Origin of the sequence: Ruficoccus amylovorans (assembly GCF_014230085.1) — a bacterium.
In the GTDB taxonomy this organism is placed as follows: domain Bacteria; phylum Verrucomicrobiota; class Verrucomicrobiia; order Opitutales; family Cerasicoccaceae; genus Ruficoccus; species Ruficoccus amylovorans.
Map to the genome: position 1 here is coordinate 206,925 of NZ_JACHVB010000012.1, position 19,059 is coordinate 225,983.

General features: G+C 62.3%; 17 protein-coding genes and 1 tRNA gene. 14 read left to right on the forward strand and 4 right to left on the reverse strand.

Annotation, left to right across the window (positions count from 1 at the left end; translation table 11 throughout):
- Nucleotides 1-71: 71 nt before the first annotated feature.
- Together H5P28_RS01915 and H5P28_RS01920 are read left to right on the forward strand one after the other, a co-directional pair.
- Nucleotides 72-491 (forward strand): phosphoribosyl-AMP cyclohydrolase, encoded by a 420-nt coding sequence (locus tag H5P28_RS01915; protein WP_185674006.1) that lies wholly within the window; start codon nt 72-74, stop codon nt 489-491.
- 163 nt (nt 492-654) lie between these two features.
- Nucleotides 655-2,124: a YdbT family protein gene (locus tag H5P28_RS01920; protein ID WP_185674007.1), complete on the forward strand. Its 1,470-nt coding sequence runs from the start codon at nt 655-657 to the stop codon at nt 2,122-2,124.
- A gap of 886 nt (nt 2,125-3,010) precedes the next feature.
- Here H5P28_RS01920 and H5P28_RS01925 read toward each other — a convergent pair.
- The 4 genes from H5P28_RS01925 to H5P28_RS01940 all read right to left on the reverse strand — a co-directional run bounded on the left by H5P28_RS01925 (nt 3,011) and on the right by H5P28_RS01940 (nt 6,215).
- Nucleotides 3,011-3,095, reverse strand: a tRNA-Leu gene (locus H5P28_RS01925).
- Between the two features lie 119 nt (nt 3,096-3,214).
- Entirely contained in the window at nt 3,215-4,669 is a 1,455-nt protein-coding gene (locus tag H5P28_RS01930; protein ID WP_185674008.1) for an NAD(P)(+) transhydrogenase (Re/Si-specific) subunit beta, read from the reverse strand.
- Between the two features lie 51 nt (nt 4,670-4,720).
- Entirely contained in the window at nt 4,721-5,020 is a 300-nt protein-coding gene (locus H5P28_RS01935) for an NAD(P) transhydrogenase subunit alpha part 2 (RefSeq protein WP_185674009.1), read from the reverse strand.
- A 61-nt stretch (nt 5,021-5,081) separates the two neighbouring features.
- Complete coding sequence (locus tag H5P28_RS01940; protein ID WP_185674010.1) at nt 5,082-6,215, reverse strand: Re/Si-specific NAD(P)(+) transhydrogenase subunit alpha; 1,134 nt, start codon at nt 6,213-6,215, stop codon at nt 5,082-5,084.
- A gap of 141 nt (nt 6,216-6,356) precedes the next feature.
- On the opposite strand from H5P28_RS01940, the gene H5P28_RS19975 reads away from it, so the two are divergent.
- From H5P28_RS19975 to proS, 12 genes are all read left to right on the forward strand, one after another.
- Nucleotides 6,357-8,987, forward strand: a complete 2,631-nt coding sequence (locus H5P28_RS19975) for a tetratricopeptide repeat protein (RefSeq protein ID WP_185674011.1) — start codon at nt 6,357-6,359, stop codon at nt 8,985-8,987.
- Between the two features lie 69 nt (nt 8,988-9,056).
- Complete coding sequence (locus H5P28_RS01950; protein WP_185674012.1) at nt 9,057-9,713, forward strand: MotA/TolQ/ExbB proton channel family protein; 657 nt, start codon at nt 9,057-9,059, stop codon at nt 9,711-9,713.
- Between the two features lie 52 nt (nt 9,714-9,765).
- On the forward strand, nt 9,766-10,245 hold the full coding sequence (locus tag H5P28_RS01955; protein ID WP_185674013.1) for an ExbD/TolR family protein: 480 nt from the start codon (nt 9,766-9,768) through the stop codon (nt 10,243-10,245).
- Complete coding sequence (locus tag H5P28_RS01960) at nt 10,242-11,003, forward strand: hypothetical protein (RefSeq protein ID WP_185674014.1); 762 nt, start codon at nt 10,242-10,244, stop codon at nt 11,001-11,003. The genes H5P28_RS01955 and H5P28_RS01960 overlap by 4 nt, the downstream gene beginning before the upstream one ends.
- A 196-nt stretch (nt 11,004-11,199) precedes the next feature.
- Nucleotides 11,200-12,432 carry an ABC transporter permease gene (locus H5P28_RS01965; protein ID WP_185674015.1) on the forward strand — a complete coding sequence of 411 codons (1,233 nt, stop codon included), beginning with the start codon at nt 11,200-11,202 and terminating at the stop codon, nt 12,430-12,432.
- Entirely contained in the window at nt 12,425-13,135 is a 711-nt protein-coding gene (locus H5P28_RS01970; RefSeq protein WP_185674016.1) for an ABC transporter ATP-binding protein, read from the forward strand. Before H5P28_RS01965 ends, H5P28_RS01970 begins: the two co-directional genes overlap by 8 nt.
- Nucleotides 13,132-13,518 carry a GxxExxY protein gene (locus H5P28_RS01975; RefSeq protein WP_185674017.1) on the forward strand — a complete coding sequence of 129 codons (387 nt, stop codon included), beginning with the start codon at nt 13,132-13,134 and terminating at the stop codon, nt 13,516-13,518. The genes H5P28_RS01970 and H5P28_RS01975 overlap by 4 nt, the downstream gene beginning before the upstream one ends.
- Nucleotides 13,519-13,598: 80 nt before the next feature.
- Nucleotides 13,599-14,543, forward strand: a complete 945-nt coding sequence (locus tag H5P28_RS01980) for a Gfo/Idh/MocA family protein (protein ID WP_185674018.1) — start codon at nt 13,599-13,601, stop codon at nt 14,541-14,543.
- 35 nt (nt 14,544-14,578) lie between these two features.
- Nucleotides 14,579-14,968 (forward strand): GxxExxY protein, encoded by a 390-nt coding sequence (locus H5P28_RS01985; protein ID WP_185674019.1) that lies wholly within the window; start codon nt 14,579-14,581, stop codon nt 14,966-14,968.
- 51 nt (nt 14,969-15,019) lie between these two features.
- Entirely contained in the window at nt 15,020-16,213 is a 1,194-nt protein-coding gene (locus tag H5P28_RS01990) for a lipid-A-disaccharide synthase (RefSeq protein WP_185674020.1), read from the forward strand.
- Between the two features lie 65 nt (nt 16,214-16,278).
- Nucleotides 16,279-17,196, forward strand: a complete 918-nt coding sequence (locus tag H5P28_RS01995; protein WP_185674021.1) for a glycosyltransferase — start codon at nt 16,279-16,281, stop codon at nt 17,194-17,196.
- 103 nt (nt 17,197-17,299) lie between these two features.
- Nucleotides 17,300-18,826 carry a proline--tRNA ligase gene (proS, locus tag H5P28_RS02000; protein ID WP_185674022.1) on the forward strand — a complete coding sequence of 509 codons (1,527 nt, stop codon included), beginning with the start codon at nt 17,300-17,302 and terminating at the stop codon, nt 18,824-18,826.
- Nucleotides 18,827-19,059: the final 233 nt, after the last annotated feature.

Here is a 19,059-nt window from a genome sequence, read left to right on the forward strand (position 1 = left end):
AGGCTTCAATCTTGGCAGCCCCGCTTAAAACTCTTAAACTTTCAAACTCTTAAACTTTCAAACGTATATTTATGAGCAAGGAACTCGAAGAAGGCTCCGTCCTGAGCCTGGATTTTACGAAGCTGAAAAAGGTCGCCGACTGCGGCGCGGACGTGATGCCCGCTGTCGCGCAGGATGTGGACACCGGTGAGGTGCTTATCCTCGGCTATGCCAACCAGCTCGCGCTCGACACCGCCCGGGCCGAAGGTATGGCCACTTTCTGGAGCACATCCCGCAACGAGCTGTGGATCAAGGGCAAGACTTCGGGGGACTACCTCGAAATCGTCGAGATCCGCGTCAACTGCGAGCAGAATTCCCTGCTCTACCTCGTCCGCCCGAAGGGCAAGGGCGCCTGCCACACCAAGGACAGCTCCGGCACGGCCCGCTCCGGCTGCTACTATCGTCGTCTCAAGGCCGACGGCACGCTCGAATTTGTCACGGGTAAGGAGTAACCGGCTGGCCCGGCTCTCTCCGGGCTGACTGTGTATGCCGGGAAAGTCTGCGCCGCCTCACCCGTGCGGCTTTTCTCGGGGGAGGGGGGTGCCTCGTGTAGGCAACAGCTTCTGAACCGGGTGCCCGTACCCGAGTGTTTTTCCCTGTTCGTCTTTTCTCCGCATGTCTGACCGCTCATCATCCTCTGTCCAGATCGGCTCCTGGATTGCCGCCATCGTCCTGTTCGTCTTTGGCGGTATTTTCGCCAGCACCGGCTTCAAGCTGCTTGCCAGCCTGCTCCGTGAGGAATCGGGCACGCCCAATTTTATCGGCGGTCTCGTGGGGGGTGTTTTTCTGCTTTTCGGGGTGGGGGCCATCGTCGGCGGGATACGTGTGATCGCGGCGGCCCGGCAAGGCTCACGGCTGGCCCGGAAGTACCCGGACCAGCCCTGGATGCACAACAAGACCTGGGCCTCCGGACGGATCAAGGACAGCAACCTGGTCGGCGCGCTGTTCATGATCCCCTTCGCCCTGTTCTGGAACGGCGTTTCGTGGACCGTGATCCTCGTTATGCTCAGTAGTGGAAATCTCGGCGAGAACCCGGCGCTGCTGATCTTCTTGCTGTTCCCCCTGATTGGTCTCGGGCTGGCCTGGGCGGCGGTTTACCAGATCCTGCGCTGGCGCAAATACGGCACGTCGGTCTTTGAACTGGCGGAGATCCCCGGCGTCATAGGCGGAAATCTCGGCGGGCTGATCCTGACGCGGGTCCATGTCCGCCATCAGGGTGGCTTTACGCTGACCCTGCGCAACGTCCACCAGTGGACCAGTGGCTCGGGCAAGAACCGCCGCACCCACACCGAAACGCTCTGGGAGTCGCGGCAGGTGCTCGATCAGGAAGCGATGCCCGACGACCCGACCCGCAGCGCCTTGCCGGTGCTTTTCTTCATCCCCTACACCTGCCATCCGACCCAGCGCCGCCGGGACGGCTCGCAGGACTACTGGGAGCTGACTGCCACGGCCCGCGCGCCCGGCCTCGATTACAAGGCGTCTTTCCGCGTCCCGGTCTTCCACACCAAAGACAGCGACCCCAATGCGCAGCAGCCGAGCGCGACCACCTCGGCCACGGGCGGCACTGGCGGCTCCGCTACGCCGTTACCCGAACTGGGCGCGATTGCCGGGTTGACGGTGCGTCCGGACCTTTCCGGTGCCGAGGTACTGGAGTTCAAACCCATGCGGCACCTGGCCCTGCTGTTTTTCCCGTTGCTGATCGGCGGCGGGATGGTGGCCTTCGCGTATTTCGCGTGGAACAGCGGCATGCCCAAGCTTTTTCCCGTCGTCTTTCTGCTTTTCGGGCTGTTTGTCTGCTACGGGGTTGGCTCGTCGCTGCTGAGCTACGTCCGCGTGTACCGCTACCCGGACCGGCTGGAGGTCCGCAGTAGGCGCTTTGGGATGAAAAAAACCAGCACGCTCCCCCGCAAGACGATCACCCGGATCGAGGTCAAGCAGGCCATGTCCTCCGGCAACAGCGTCTTCTATAATGCCCTCATCCACACCGCCGACGGGCAGACGGTGACCGTCCCGACCCTGATCCGTGGCCGCCGTGAGGCCGAAGCCTTCGCCGCTCACCTGGAAAAGCCTATGCTCGTTCGCTAGTGTGCCGTGAGCTAAGTTTGCTGCATATTTTTTTGGGGGCTATGCGCCCCCAAACCCCGCAGCAGGCATAGCCTGCACTTTCGATGCTTGCAGCATCGCGTCTGGGATTACGGCCTTCAGCGGCGCTGAAGGCCGTAATCCCAGAGGAGCATCCAAACTGAGTTTCACCCCCAAAACTTATGCGATGAACTTAGCTCACAGCACACTAGTGTCCCGTTAGCTTAGTTCCTGATAAAAATATTTTCACCGCAGAGGCGCAAAGACGCAGAGCGACCTCTGTATCCACGAAGTTTTTTGTGCTTCTTGTGCCTTTTTGTGGCCATTAACATTTGTTAAGAACTTAGCTAACACGACACTAGTGTGCGGTTACCGAAGTTTGCTGCATAATTTTTGGGGGCTATGCGCCCCCAAACCCCGCAGCAGGCATAGCCTGCACTTTCGATGCTGCCGCATCGCGTCAGGGATTGTTGCTTTTAGCTTGGCTAAAAGCAACAATCCCTGAGGAACATCCAAACTGGGTTGCACCCCAAAACTTATGCGAGGAACTTAGCTCACGGCACACTAGATTGTTTTAAATAAAGTCGCAGCCGCCGCAAAAAGGTCGAATGGCTAAATGATTAAATGGTTAATTGTTATTTCCTGCGTTCATCATCCAACAATTAGCAATCAGCCATTTAGCCATTCAAATATTATGGCTACGGTGTCCTTTGAAACGCTCTGGCAAGCTGTGTGGCGAGTTCTTCCATAGAGACTCAAAGGGGCATTTGCGGTTCGTCTTGTCGAGTGGTGGCGGCGTTTCCTTCGCGTGGTTTCGCGGCCTACAGATCGCCCGTGCGATTATCGCGTTTTAATGCACAAAAAAGCCCGCACGGTGCGGGCTGAAAAGTGGTGCTCAGGGAGGGATTCGAACCCTCACACCTTGCGGCACTGCCGCCTGAAGACAGCGTGTCTGCCAATTCCACCACCTGAGCAGTTGTGAAAGGGAGGAGAAAACCGCCAGGACCGGCTGCTGTCAAGCGACTTTCTCTTCCCGGTGAAGTTTTTTCTCTAAAAGCTTACGGTTTTAAAAAACAGCCGGAAAGCCCAAGGCTCAGGACTCCTTGAACTGCGTGACCAGCCCCGTGATCGAAGCCTTCGCGTCGCCGTAGAGCATGCGGGCGTTGGGGCGCAGAAAGAGGACGTTTTCCAGGCCGGAGAAGCCCGCGCCCTTGCCGCGCTTGAGGCAGAAAACCGTCTGCGCTTCGTGCACGTTGATGATCGGCATGCCGTAGATCGGGCTGCTCGGGTCGTCGGCGGCAGCCGGGTTGACCACGTCGTTGGCCCCGATGACGATGGCCACGTCAACCGTGCTCATGGTCGGGTTCACGTCGTCCATTTCGACCAACTGCTCGTAGGGGACATCGGCCTCGGCCAGCAGGACGTTCATGTGGCCGGGCATGCGGCCCGCCACCGGGTGGATGGCGAAGCGGACCTCGGCCCCGTTGTTTTCGAGCAGCTCGGCCAGTTCCTTGACCGCGTGCTGGGCCTGCGCCACGGCCATCCCGTAGCCCGGGACAAAGACCACGTTGTGGGCGGCTTCGAGTACGTAGTAGGCGTCCTCGACGCTGATCGGCTTGAGCTCGCCCTCGGCCTTGCCGGAGGCGGCCTGGACGGTCGAGCCGAAGCCGGAAAAGAGCACGTTGCCCAGGGTGCGGTTCATGGCCTTGCACATGATGACGGTCAGGATCAGCCCGGACGCGCCGACCAGGCAGCCCGCCACGATGAGCACGTTGTTGCCGATGACGAAGCCGGCCGCGCTCGCGGCCAGGCCGGAACAACTGTTCAACAGCGAAATGACCACCGGCATGTCGCCGCCGCCGATGGGCATGACGGCGAGGATGCCCAGCGCGAGCGAGAGGAGGATGAGGAGGTAAATCTGCCCCGGTCCGACGTGGGGCGCGCTCACGGTCATGATGACCCCAAAGACGACGATGAGGGCTGCGATGACCGCGTTGAGCGCCCGTTGGCCCTTGAAAAGGGTGGGGCGACCGGAAAGTTTGCCCGAGAGCTTGCCCCAGGCGTAGACGCTGCCCGTAAAAGTCACACCCCCGATGAGGATGGCCAGGGCGATGGTGGCGGCGGTGAAGGCGTCGAAGTGGCTCAGGTCGATAATCGTCTTTGTGATGAGCTCGCCGTTTTCATTCAAACTCCCGGTAGTGCCTGTGATATGCGTGATGCGCTCGTACTCGGCCCAGCCGACCAGGAGGCTGGAGAGGCCGCCGAAGCCGTTGAGCAGGGCGACCAGTTCGGGCATGGAGGTCATCTTGACCAGCCGGGCGGCGATGAGCCCGATCAGGCTGCCGACGATCAGGCCGACGATGATGAGTTGGTAGCTGATGATGTCGCGGTTAAAGAGCGTGACGACGACGGCGATGAGCATCCCCAGTGAGGAGAGGCGGTTGCCCTTGCGGGCGGTGTCCGCCGAGCCGAGCATTTTGATGCCGAAGATAAAGATAACCGACGCCGCGATGTAGGCGAGGTTGATGAGCATGTCTGCTGTATCCATGATGTTGCTTGCGCTGGAAAGTCGGGTTCGTGTGCGGTTCGCGGGGCGGGGTTAGTCGGCCTTGGGTTTGGAGGCGTCTTTCTTTTTGAACATGCCCAGCATGCGGTCGGTCACGAGGTAGCCCCCGACGACGTTGATCGCGGCCAGCACGACGGCGGCGAAGCCGAGCCAGGCCGAGAGCGTGCCGGTGGTCTCACCGGCGGCGATGAGCGCCCCCACGATGGTGATGCCCGAGATGGCGTTCGAGCCCGACATGAGCGGGGTGTGCAACTGCGAGGGAACCTTGCTGATCAGCTCGAAGCCGAGGAAGGCTGCCAGCACAAAGATGAATACGAGGAGTACCAGGTCCATGTTATTGGAGTTTGAACGTTTGAAAGTTTGAAAGTTTGAGAGTTTGAAAGTTGGTGCGGGCTCAGCCGGATTTGAAGCGCTCGTGGATGATCTGCCCGTCGCGGGTGAGCAGGCAGCCCTTGAGGATCTCGTCGTCGAGGTTGTACTTGAACTCGCCCGCTTCGGCGTCCCAGAAGTGCTCGATGAAGTTATAAAAATTCGAGGCGAGCATCTGGCTGGCGTGCTGCGGGTAATAGCCCTCGATGTTCTCGTGGCCGATGATACGCACGCCGTTGTCGGTTAAAACTTCCTCGCCCAGCTTCGCGCCTTCGACGTTGCCGCCGCCCTCGACCGCGAGGTCAACGATGATGCTGCCGGGCTTCATCTGGCGGAGGATGTCGGCGGTGACGATCTTCGGGGCCGGACGGCCAAAGAGCTTGGCCGTGGTGATGACCACATCGGCCTGGGCACAAGCCTTGGCCATGCCCTGGCGCTGCTTTTCGAGCTGCTCGGGGGTGAGTTCCTGGGCGTAGCCCTGGGCGGTCTGGCCGGTGTCGCCGAGGTCCACTTTGATAAATTTCGCGCCGAGCGATTTCACCTGCTCCTCGACGACCGGGCGGGTATCAAAAGCCTCCACACGCGCGCCGAGGCGCTTGGCGGTGGCGATGGCCTGCAGCCCGGCCACCCCGACGCCGATGATGAAGATGCGGGCCGGAGAAAGCGTTCCGGCGGGGGTCATCATCATGGGGAAAATCTTGCTCATGCGGTTGGCGGCCATGAGGACGGCGGCGTAACCGGCGAGGTTGGCCTGGGACGAGAGGGCGTCCATCTTCTGGGCCAGGGTGGTGCGCGGGATCATCTCCAGGCTCACGGCGCTAACCTTGGCCGCGGCCAGCTTGCCCAGCAGTTCCTTTTCGTTAAAAGGGTCGAGGAAGCTGATATGGAGCGCGCCGGGCTTGAGCCGGGGCAACTCGTCGGCATCGGGCTTGCGTACGCGCAGGACGATGTCGGCGGCGGCCAGTGCGGCGTCCCGGTCGGTCACGATTTCGGCACCCGCCTCGCGGTAGAGTCCGTCGGGCAGGTCGGCGCGGGCACCCAGCCCGGACTCGACCTGCACTTTCAGACCGAGAGCGGCCAACTTCTTTGCCAGCTCGGGGATGAGCGCGGCGCGGGTTTCACGGGGGTCGGTCTCACGAACGGCGAAAACGGTCTTCATAATCGGAAAGCTTATGATATTTGTGTCTGTTAGAAGTAATGGCAATGATAATCCGGTGTTCTTGTCTTGTCTGCTAAAGAGTTGTGCCGGTGTAGGCTTGCCAGCCGGGCACGCATCTGAATTAGAGTATATACCGTGTTAGTGTCTTTAAAAAGGATGTGGCGGCGGATGCTGCGCGGCGTACCGGTAGCGGCGGGTTTCCTGGCCGTCTCGCTGGGCGCGCAACCGGTCGAAACGACGCCCCTGCTGACGGAGGAAACCCCTCAGGCCGTGGCTGCGGCGACCGCGCACCTCATCACGACCGGGGACGACGCGCTGCGGGCGGGCTTGCCGACGCTGGCCGAGCGTTTTTACCTGCGGGCGCTTTCCGACAATTCCATCCCCGAGAACCTGCGCCTGGAGGTTAACCTCAAGCTCTCGGTCGCGCTCATCAGCCAGCGCAAGCTCGTGCCCGCGCAGCGCCTGCTCGACGCGTTGCCCGAAGTGGTGGACGACCCCCGCGAACGCCTCAGCCGCGCCCTGCTGGCCTACTACGCCGGAGACATGTCGGCGGTAAAGGGCTACCTGAACAAGGTTTCCCCGAAAAATCTTTCGCTCGAATACCAGCCCTGGTATTACCTGTTGCAGGGGCTGAGGGAGCGTTCAGAAGGGAGCCTTTCCAAGGCCGAGACGAACTTCAAGCTTGCGCTGGAAAAGGCCGTCACCGAGACGCAGCGTTCGGACTTCGAGGCCGAGATTTTCCGCAACCAGATCGTCGCCGGGGAGGCCAACGAAGACATGGCCAAGCTGTTGCAGAAAAAAGTCGAGGAGACCCGGGGCACGCGGGTGGGCTTCGGCTTTGCCCGGCAGTACGCCATCGTGCTCGACCTGCTCGGGCGCAAGACTCAGGCCATTGAGGTGCTTCAGGATCAGCTCCGGCTGCTCACCGACCAGGAAAAGCCCGAGCAGACCGAGATCCTGTTGCTGATCGCGCTGGTGGCGGGGGAAGACTCCCAGCGGGGGCAACTCGCGCTGGAGGAGATCCTTCGCTCGGCCAGCGACAAGGAAACCGCCGCTATCGCCTTGAACATCCTCAGCCGCTCCAGTCTGCCCGAGACCAACCCGGCCGAATTCCGCCAACTGCTCGACGAACTGATTAGCCAGCCCAACCACCCGCTCAACGACGAACTGCTCCTGCTGCGCGCGCGCTTCATGCTGAACAAGGCCGAACCGGAGCCGGAACTGGCCATCCGCGACGCCGAGCAACTGATCGAGCGCTACCCCGGCTCGCCCCTGCGCATCGACGCCATCCGGCTGCTCGCCTTTCAGGCCTGGAACGCCACGCCTCCGCGCTACCGCACCGCCGCCGATTACCTGAACCAGATCCGCGAGGCGCTCCCTCCCGGTCGCGAACACCGCTACTACGGGCGGCTGGTGGCGGACAGCTTTTTCCTCAACGGCGACTATCAGGCCGCGGCCGAAGTCTATGAGGCCGTCCTCAACGAGGAGCCCCTGCCCAAGGAGCGCGGTGATCTGCTGCTTCAACTCGTTGAGTCCTTGATCCGGGAAAAGCGTTACGTGGAGGCGGGCGACGTGCTCAACAAGTCTTTTGACATCAGCGACTCGACCCCCGAGCGCCGCTGGCAGGCCGAGTGGAGTCTGGCCTCGTCCATGGCCCGGGCCGGAGAGGCCGAGGCCGCGCTCAGCCGCTTGCGCACGATCCTCGACCAGCCCGCCGCCGGGACCATCCCCCCGGCGCTTCGGCTTCGCCTGCGCTGGCTGGAGATCAAGCTCGCCAGTGACCTCAATCAGTACGAGGACATTCCCGCCATGACGGACAGCTTGCTGGCCGAGGTCGGAGCCACTCCCGCCGCCGACGTGCCTCTGGCCGACCGCGAACTGATTGCGGCCAACGCCATGTTCCTGCGCGGGCGGGCGCTTCTTCGGCTCGGGCGCAATGAGCAGGCGTTCGCCACCTACGCCAGCCTGCGGGAGAAATTCCCCACCAGCGATGCCGCCGTGCTTTCCTACCTCGAAGAAGCCCGCTACTTCGTGGCGCAGGGGATTTACAACGAGGCGCAGTTGAGCTATCGCAAGATCGCCGACGACTACCCGAACACCCCACAGGCCGCTATCGCGCTCTACGAGGGGGCTATGGCCGCCGAAGCGCAGGGGCAGGAGCGTAACTTGACCGAGGCCCTCAAGTACCTGGAGGAACTTGCCACCAAATACCCCGCGCACGAACTGGTTTTCCCGGCCCGCATCCGGCAGGGGGACATTCTGCGTAAGCTGGACGAGTTCAGCCTCGCCCAGCAGACCTACGAAAACCTTATCCAGCAGTTCAACGGCAAGCGTCCGGATGTTTATCTGGTCGAGCTTTACCGTGCCAACACCCTCATGGCTCAGGCCGGAGGCGAGCCGCAGCGGCTCATCGCCGTGGCCGCCGACCTGGAGAACCTCTTCGACCGGCCCGACGCGCCGCTGGACTTCCGCCTGGAGGCAGGCTTCGCCTGGGCGCACTGCCTGCGCGAGGCCGGGAACCGCAACCTGGCCGAAGAGGCGCTCTGGCAAGTCATCACGCAGGGGGCTCCCGGCGGCGAGGTCGAGCCCACGCTCTCCCCCTCGGGCCGCGTCTGGCTGGCCAAGTCGCTCCTTCGACTGGCCGACATGATGGCCACTGACGGGAAGCCCCGTGAATCCGTCCAGGCTCTGGAAATCCTCGTGCGCAACCGCCTGCCCGGCTGGCATCTGGCCCAGGCCCGCCTCAACAAGGAGGGCGTGCCCGCGAACTGATCCTTCGGCGGCAGATTCCAGGCTTTACCGCCCGGCCTCCCGCCCATTAACTGCTTTGCTTTAAACCTCATGGGTATTTTTGACTTTTCTCTGATCGAACGCGGCGGCCCCCTCATGTGGCCGCTGCTGGTGCTTAGCCTGATCGGGTTCATCTTTTTCGTGGAGCGGACCCTCTACCTGCACAAGGGCCAGATCCGGACCAACACCTTTGTGGACGGCATCAAGAACCTCGTGCGCAAGCGCCGCCTGCTCGAAGCCCTCACCGTGTGCGAGGAGACGCCCGGCCCCGTCGCCAGCGTGGTCAAGGCCGCCCTGCTCAACCACGACAAGTCCGAGGAAAAAATGCGCGGCGCGATCCGTGACGCCGCCCTGGTCGAGATACCCTCACTGGAGCGCCGGGTCGGGACCATCGCCGCCATTGCCAAGATTTCCCCCCTGCTGGGGCTGCTGGGCACGATTGTCGCCCTGCTCAACGCCTTTTTGACCATGCAGGAGAAGGGGCCTTATGCCAACGCCTCGAACTTCTCCGGTGACGTGGCGCAGGCGCTTATCACCACGGCGACCGGGCTGGCCATCGCCATCATGGCCTATCTGGCGCACCACTTCCTCCACGGGCGGGTGCGGGCGCTCGTCCATGACATGGAGTGGGTCGGCAACGATATTATCCAGTTCCTGCACCGCGACGTGCCTGAGGAGGAGAGCGACACCGAAAAAGAAAATGGTTAATTGAAGTGCTTCAGTCATTTAACCCACTAACAATTAGCCATTTCCCCCACCCATGTCCCTGACCCGTCCCCTCGAACTCGAACGCCACCTGAGCCCGCCGGATGCGCGCTTTGATGTGGCGGCACTGTTCGACGTGCTGCTGATCTGCATCATGTTCATGCTGCTGGGGTCACGTTTTATTTTCGCTCCCGGCGAGTCGATCCGGCTCCCCGTGATGGACAATCCGGCCCCGGCGGGTATCTCCACCTTGGCGGTGCTCACTTACAAGAGCGACGAGATGATGATCCTCAACGGGCGTGTCATCACGCTGGAGGGCTGGCAGCGCCTGATCGAGCGCGGCGAAGTCACCGGCGAGGGCGTCCTGCTGGTCAAGGCCGACGCCGAACTCCCCATGCAGACCCTGCTCGAACTGGCCGAGCTGGCCCGGCAGGCCGGGTACGAGGCCTTGCAGATCGCCGCTAACAGCTCCGTCTCGGACAAGGTCTGGAAAGGGCAGGGCTCCGCCGAACCCTTCGGCAGCTACAACCCATGAGCAAAGGCAAGAACGGTAGTTACCTGCACCGCTTGCAACGCTGGTGGCATTCGCCGCTGGGGCGGGTGGCGTTGGTGCTCGGAGTCGGCATCCATCTGGCCGGTTTTCTGCTTTTCCGGGTCGTGTCCGAGCCTGCCGAGGCCCACGAGCAGCCGCGCCCGTTTATTATCTGGAACGGCCCTGAGCAACAGGACGAGAGCATGATCCGGCTCGAACAATGGCTGCTGCTCGACTCCGAAGCCCTTTTTCTGCCCACCGCGCTCAACGCCCGTGGCGAGAACGACGCCCTGCGCATGCTTTCGCCCGGAGCGGCTTTGTTGGAAACGGAGCTGAATCTGCCGGTCACGGCCAGCCTTTCCTGGTCTGCCGAGGGGGCCGAGCAGGGGCCTCTGAGCTATGAGGGGCTGCTCGCCCGCTACGCTCGCGACGGCGTCACGACCTACGGTCAGTCCAAGCCTCCCCGGTCGGCGGAAACCTCCGGCCGTGTCGCCCGGGTGGAAGTCCGCGACGCCAGCACGGGGCGCGCAATGGGGGAGTTCACGCTCGACACCGGGGAGAGTATCCTGCCGGTCCCGCCCGAGCCCGAGGCGCTCGAATACATCCTTTACCGGGCCGGTGCCGGAAACATCGGCTCGCTGTTGCCGCTTTCGTCCGCCGCGGGGGGGGAGGCCGGAAAGGCCTGGGCCCGCCAGATCGAACGCGCCGAGTGGGAAGGCTCCCTCCCGCAAGGTTATTACCGGATCATTGTCAGCCCGTAGCGGTCGTGTTAGCAAGTTCTTTGAATAATTTAACTCCCACCAAAAGGCACAAAAAACACAGACTGCGCCATAAACGGCAGAACCGCTCTGCGCCTTTGCGTCTCTGCGGTGAAGCATTTTTACCAAAAAAATAGCTAACATAACACTTGGCCGGACCCGGAGTTGACATCCGCTTATCCAAACTTTTTCTGAACAAATGCCCTGGTACCTGTATTTAGCGCTCAAGCAGCTTTTTCCCTCGGGGCGCTTCGTGTCGCTGTTCTGCGTCGTCTCGGTCATCGGCGTCACCCTCGGGGTGATGGTCCTGCTGATCGTGCAGAGCGTCATGAACGGCTTTGGCAACGAGATCCGCGACAAGCTCTCCGATACCGACGGTCATGTCCGCATCCAGGGTGGGGGGATCATTTATCAGACCTGGCCGCTGGTCGAGATGGCCGAGCAGATCGAGGGCGTGGAGACCGTCGCCCCCTACGCCGAGGGTATGGTTATGATGATGCACCGGAACATCCCGGCCTTCCCTTACGTGCTGGGCGTGGATGTGCTCGGGGACGAGCCGATCATCCCCTTCGACCGTTATCTGCGCGGCGACAGCCGCTACGAGGACCTCGACGACGAGACGGTTTTCCTCGGGGCCGGGCTGGCCGCCTCCATCGGCGCTTACAAGGGCTCAACACTTGAGGTTTACTCGCCCCTGATGCTGGAAAAGCTCAAGCGCGACGAGGTGCTGCTTCCCCGCGAACTGACCGTGGCGGGCATCTTCGATACCGGCTATAACAAGATCGACGCCAACACCATGATCGTGACCCTGCGGCTGATGCAGGAGCTTTACGGCCTCGGGGATGGTGCGCACGGTGTCTCCCTGCGCCTGAAAGACCGCAACCAGGCCGACGCCGTGGCCAAGCAGCTCAACGACCAGCTCCAGCCCCCCTACCGGGCCGTGACCTGGCTCGACCGCAACAGCGACATTCTCTTTGTCCTCTCGCTGGAAAAGGCCGTCATGTCGTTTATCATCCTGTTTATCATCCTGGTGGCTTCGTTCTCCATCGCCAGCTCGCTCTTTACCGCCGTGGTGCGCAAGACCCGCGAGATCGGGCTCATCGGGGCGATGGGCGGGCGTTCCCGGCAGATGGCCGCCGTGTTCTGCTTCCAGGGCTTCATCATCGGGGTGGTTGGCTCCTTGCTCGGGGTTGGGTTGGCGTTGCTGGCGCTTCACTACCGTGTGCAGATCGTGGACACCTTTGCCCGCGCGACCAACAGCGCCGACACGCTGGTGCGTTTTTACCAGTTCCGCGTGCTGCCCGTGCATTACGAGGCGCGGGACTTCATCCTCATCATCACCTTCGCCATCATCGTCTCGACCGTGGCCGGGCTGCTGCCCGCCTGGCGTGCCGCCCGTCTCAAACCCGCCGACGCCCTCCGCAATGAGTGACCCCGTTCTCCAGACCACCGGCCTGACCAAGGTCTTCAAGGGCCCGGACGCCGACATCGAAGTCCTCTCCGGCGTCGAACTGGCCGTCCACGCGGGCGAAAGTGTGAGCATCCGCGGCGAGTCCGGCGCGGGCAAGACCACGCTCCTTTACATCCTCTCGACGCTGGAGCTGCCCGACGCGGGCGAGGTCCGCTGGCAGGGCCAGAACGTCCTGAAAAAGTCCGCCGACTGGCGGGCGCTGCGTCGCACGACCTTCATGGGGCTGGTCTTCCAGTCCTACTACCTGATCCCGGAGCTCAACGCGCTGGAAAACGTCCTCATGGCGGCGCGGCTGGCGGGCAAGCTCGACTCCGCCAAAAAAGAACGCGCCCGTGACCTGCTGGCGCAGGTGGGGCTCTCCGAACGCCTCCGCCACATGCCCGGCCAGCTCTCTGGCGGGGAGCGTCAGCGCGTGGCCCTGGCCCGCGCCCTCCTGAATCGCCCCGCGCTGGTCCTGGCCGACGAGCCGACCGGCAACCTCGACGAGCACACCGGGGCCGAGGTCATGGACATTTTTATAAAAATGTGCGCCGAGGAACAGGTCGCCCTCTGCCTGGTCACGCACAACCCGGCCTTTGCCGCCCGCACCAGCCGTCAGCTCTACATGCGCGGCGGAGCGATGGAGGAGATTGGCTCACACGAAGGCACAGAGGCACAAAGATGACAGAAAACGAGATTGGCCGGGAAGTTGTCGATGCGGCGATTGAACTGCACCGGGAACTTGGGCCAGGCTTGCTGGAGAGTGTCTATGAATCTGTGCTGGCCCGGCTTCTGGCTGAGCGAGGCATCGAAGTTGAGCGCCAGGTGTCCATTCCGGTTACTTTCAGGAATATGCGCTTCGAAGAAGGATTTCGGGCGGACATTGTTGCTGGCAGGAAAGTTATCCTTGAACTGAAATCAGTGGAGGCCATTACTCGCGCCCATCAAAAACAATTGTTAACCTACTTGCGTTTGACCGGATTGAAGCTTGGGTTCGTGTTGAACTTTGGCGAGGAGTTGATGAAGAATGGCATCAAGCGTATCATTAACGGCGATCTTTCCGCCTGATACCTTTGTGTCTCTGTGCCTCCGTGTGAGTGAAAAAATTCATTCCCAAAATGCTCCCGGTCCGCTAAGCTCTTTTGTTTATGGCAGATAAAAATCCCTTGCGATGCGGGGTGGCCGGGGTCGGATACCTCGGGCAGCACCACGCGCGGATTTACAACCAGCTCCCCGGCTGCGAGTTGGCCGGTATTTACGACGCCGACCCCAAGCGCGCCCGCGAGATCGCCAAACAGCACGGCGGGGCGCACGTCTGTGAATCCCTGGAGGAGTTGGGCGAGCGTTGCGAAGCGGTCAGTGTGGCCGTGCCGACGGACCGCCACACCGAGGTCGCGCTGCCGCTGCTGGAGAAGGGCTGCCACCTGCTGATTGAGAAGCCCATCTGCCCCACGCTGGAGGAGGCCGAGCAGATCACCGAGGCCGCCGCCTCGCGCGGGCTGCTGGTGCAGGTCGGCCATATCGAGCACTATAATCCGGTCATGGCCTTTCTGGAAAAGCACGTCAAAGACCCGCGCTTCATCACGGCGGACCGGCTGGCGGAGTTCAAGATCCGGGGCGTGGAGGTCAGCGTCGTGCTCGACCTGATGATTCACGACATTGGCGTCATCCTGCAACTGGTGAAATCGCCGCTGGTGCGGGTGGACTCGGTCGGGGTCAACGTCCTGACCAAGAGCGAGGACATCGCCAACGCCCGCCTGACCTTTGAGAACGGCTGCGTCGCCAACATCAATACCAGCCGCGTCAGCCGCAAGCCGGTGCGCGAGATCCGCGTCTTCCAGCCCAACGCCTACCTCTCGCTCAACTTCGCCGAGCAGAAGGGCCACCTCATCCGCAAGGGCAAACTCGGCCTGAGCAAGAAGGACATCCCCATCGAAAAGGGCGAGCCCCTCCTGCTGGAGCTGGCCTCCTTTACCGACGCCGTGCGCAAGCACACCGCCCCGAAAGTCGATGCCGTCCTCGGCCGCAGCGCGCTTGAGGTCGCCCTCAAGATCACCCAGCAAATCCGCGAGGCGAACGAACGGCGCGGGTAGTCTTTTTGCTCACACGGAGGCACAGAGGCACAGAGATGGAGGAGAATGCGATTGGGGACATTGTGGTCCAGGCGGCGATCGAGCTTCACCGTGAACTGGGGCCAGGGCTTTTGGAATCTGTCTATGAATCGGTGTTGGCCACTTTGCTTGAGCAACGGGGCTTAGCGGTTGAGCGACAGGTAGCGGTCCCCGTTGTATTCAGGGAGATGCGTTTTGAAGAAGGATTTCGCGCAGACTTGATCGTTGAAAACAAAGTCATTCTCGAACTTAAATCCGTGGAGGCAATCTCCCGCGCCCACAACAAGCAATTGCTCACCTATCTAAGACTCACCGGTCTCAAGCTGGGCTACCTTTTAAACTTCGGAGACGAACTCATGAAAACCGGCATCAGCCGCGTCATCAATGGGCAACTGCAATCCCAGTAAAACTCCGTGCCCCCGTGCCTCCGTGTGAGCTATTATCTTTAGCATTCTATCATGACCTTGCCCACACCTACCGCTCGGCCCGACCTGCTCATCATCGCCGGTGAGCACTCCGGCGACCAGCACGCGGCCCGCCTTCTGCGTGAGGCGCGGGCGGCGCAGCCGTCGTTGGGCGTGTGCGCGATCGGCGGCGAGGAACTGGAGAAGGCCGGAGCGCAGCTTTTGTTCGACCTGACCCAGCATTCCGTCGTGGGGCTGTTTGAGGTTTTGAAGAACTACGGCTTTTTCAAAAACCTCTTCGAGGCCACGGTGACGTGGATCAAAGAGCACCGGCCGCGCGCGGTCTGTTTCGTCGATTACCCGGGCTTCAACCTCCGCCTGGCCGAGCGCCTGCACAAGGAGGGCATCAGCGTGAAGGGCGGGGGAGAAACGCGCCTGCTCTACTACATCAGCCCGCAAATCTGGGCCTGGAAAGGGCACCGGCGCTTCAAGATGGCCAAGCTGCTCGACGCTCTGGCCGTGATTTTTCCCTTCGAGGTCAAGTGTTACGATGACACCGACCTGCCCGTGACTTACGTGGGCCACCCCTTCACGGGGGAGGACTACCACCTGCCGCTGCGCTATGCGCCGGACGGCCCGCTGCTGCTGCTGCCCGGCAGTCGAAAGACACCCGTGCGGCGGATTTTCCCGCTCATGCTGCGGGCGCTGGAGCGGCGTTACGCTGCCACGCGCGCGGGCCGCGGTGAACCGTCAGCGGGGCAGAGGAGTGTTTCCCCGGACGAGCGGGCGGTGGCGATTTTTCCCAGCCCGGCCATTGCCGGGGTCCTGGAGGAGCAACTGGCGGCTTTCCCGTCACTGGCGGATCGCGTCAGCCTGCGCCCCGGCGGCGAGGTGGCGGAAGCCGCCGCCGTCCTGACCAGTTCGGGCACGATGTCGCTGAACTGCGCCTTGGCAGCGATTCCGGGGGCGATTGTTTACCGGGCCAACCCGCTGACGTACTTCATCGGGCGGCGTGTGGTGAGCATTGACCGGCTCGGCATCGCCAACATCCTCCTTGGGCGCGATATTTACCCCGAGTACCTGCAAGGCGCAGCCAACCCCGCCGCACTCGGGCGCGAACTCGACCTGTGCCTCGGCGATCCGGCCCGGCTGGAGGCGACGCGCGAGGCCGCCCGCGAACTGCTCCACCTGCTCGGTGAGGAGCGCGAAATGTCCCCGGCCCAATGGCTGCTTAAGGAACTGACCTGATCGGTCGATTTCGTTTTTTTTAGGAAAAATTCTCCGGCAAACCGTAAACGGACCTCACCGCTTCCATGCTCAGCGTTATCATCTGCACCTACAACCCCGCTCCGGCTCCTCTGCGCCGGACACTGGAGGCGCTGGCGAAGCAGACGCTGCCCGCGGGCGAGTGGGAGCTGCTGATCGTGGACAACGCCTCGCCCGAGCCGCTCACGGTGTCCGCGCTGGCGGATAGGACGAAGCGGCCTTTCCGGTTGATTTTCGAGCCGGTTCCCGGTCTGGCCCGGGCGCGGATCACCGGTTGCCGCGAGGCGAAAAGCGACCTGCTGGTTTATGTGGACGACGACAACCTGCTCGCCCCCGACTATCTGGAGCGGGCGCTGGAGATTTCGCGTTCGCACCCGTTTCTGGGGGCCTGGAGCGGGCACCTGGAGGGTGAGTTTGAAACCGAGCCCGCGCCCGAATTGCGCCCTTACCTCGTGCACCTGGCCATCCGCGACGTTATCCGCGAGGAGTGGGCGAGCTTCCCGAACTACCGGACCTGCCCCTGGGGGGCGGGGCTGTGCATCCGCCGCAGAGTGGTGGAGGCCTACGCGCGGGATTTCGACAAGGATTTTCGCTCTCAGATCGGCACGACCGGCAATTCCCTCGCCCGGGGAGAGGATACAGACCTGGCCTTCACCGCCTGTACGCTCGGCCTCGGACTCGGGGTTTTTCCGAGCCTGCGGCTGGTCCACCTCATGCCAGCCGCCCGCCTGAAAAAAGACTACCTGCTGCGCATCGCCGAGGAGTCCACTTACGCGAATGTTGTCATTTCGCACCTGCACGGTTTGGGCTTGCCGCCCGCGCCCGGTGCGTTGGGCGAGGTCCGGCATCGCCTGCGCGGGCTGGCCAGTGGATTCAGCTTCGAGTGGCGGATGCAGGACGCCAAGCGCCGGGGCATCGCCCGCGCGCTCAAGGCTATTTCTGCGTTGAGCGCGGCGGGCAAGTAATCGGCTGGCAGCGTCGACCGGCTTGACCGGCGGGGAGATTTCCTTGGCCGCGCCCGCGCAATGAGCTTGCCACGGCGAAGCCGGACGCTTGCATAGACCGCTTATGGCAAAAGCGAAGACAGCCATCTCCCCGACGCGGGCCGAAGACTACCCGGAATGGTACCAGCAGGTCATCAAGGCCGCCGACATGGCGGAAAACTCGCCCGTGCGCGGGTGCATGGTGATCAAGCCGTGGGGCTACACCCTTTGGGAAAACATCCAGCACGTGCTCGACCAGATGTTCAAGGACACCGGGCACGTGAACGCCTATTTCCCGCTCTTCATCCCCAAAAGCTACCTGGAAAAAGAAGCCGCCCACGTCGAGGGCTTCGCCAAGGAGTGCGCTGTGGTGACGCATTCGCGCCTCGTCGATGACGGCAACGGCGGGCTCAAGCCCGACAGCCCGCTGGAGGAGCCGCTCATTGTCCGCCCGACCTCGGAGACGATTATCGGCGAAATGTACGCCAAGTGGGTCCAGAGCTACCGGGACCTGCCGATCCTCATCAACCAGTGGGCCAACGTCGTTCGCTGGGAGATGCGCACCCGGCTATTCCTGCGCACCGCCGAGTTCCTCTGGCAGGAGGGGCACACCGTCCACGCCACCGCCGAGGAGGCGATGGAGGAGACGCGCAAGATGCTGGCCGTGTACGCTGACTTCGCGGAGAATTACATGGCCATGCCCGTCATTTGTGGCGAAAAGACCCCCGGCGAGCGCTTCCCCGGCGCGGACCACACCTTTTCCATCGAGGCCATGATGCAGGACCGCAAGGCCCTGCAGGCCGGGACCAGCCACTTCCTGGGGCAGAATTTCTCCAAGGCCAGCGGGATCAAATTCCAGAGCGAGGCGGGGAACGAGGAGTTCGCCTGGACGACCTCGTGGGGCGTGTCCACGCGCCTGATCGGCGGGCTCATCATGACCCACGCCGACGATGACGGCCTCGTGCTGCCGCCGCGCCTGGCTCCTTCGCATGTGGTTATCCTGCCCGTCATGCACAAGCCCGAGACAGCCGCCGCCGTGCTTGAGTACTGCGAGTCGCTGAAAAAGGAGCTTCAGGCTCAGTGTTTTGCCGGGCGTCGTGTGGAGGTCGAGATCGACAAGCGCGACATGCGCGGCGGTGAAAAACGCTGGAGCTGGGTCAAGAAGGGCGTGCCGCTCATCGTCGAGGCCGGCCCCCGCGACATCGAGAACAACGCCGTCTTCGTCGCCCGCCGCGACACCGGCGAAAAGGTCGGCCTGCCCCGCGCCGAGTTTGTCGCCACCGTGGCCGAGCGCCTGCAAGGCATTCAGGACGACATGCTCGCCCGCGCCCAGGCCCACCGCGCCGAGAACACCCAGACTATCGATACGCTGGAAGACTTTAAGGCGTACTTCACGCCGCAGAACGCCGAGCGCCCGGAAATCCACGGTGGCTTCGCCATCGCCCACTGGGGCGGCGACGCCGAGGACGAGGACCGCCTCGCCAAGGAGATGAAGGTGACGATCCGCAATATCCCGCTCGAAGGCCAGTTCGGCTACGACGGTGAGCCGGGCACCTGCATCTACACCGGCAAGCCCAGCACCCAGCGCGTCATTTTCGCCAAGTCGTATTGAGGTCGCTTTAAAAAATACTGTAGTCACAATCGTTAAATGGTTAAATGGCCAATTGTTAATTGTTGGATGCGGAACGGGGAAAACAACAATTAGCCATTTTAACCATTCAGCCATTCGGCCTTTTTGTGGCGACTACGACTTTATTTAAGCCGCTCTAAACAGGAAGGCCGGGGAGGACGCCAAGCCAGTTCAGCGGCGTAGCCTCCCGCACTTCCCGCACTTCCTGTTAAATC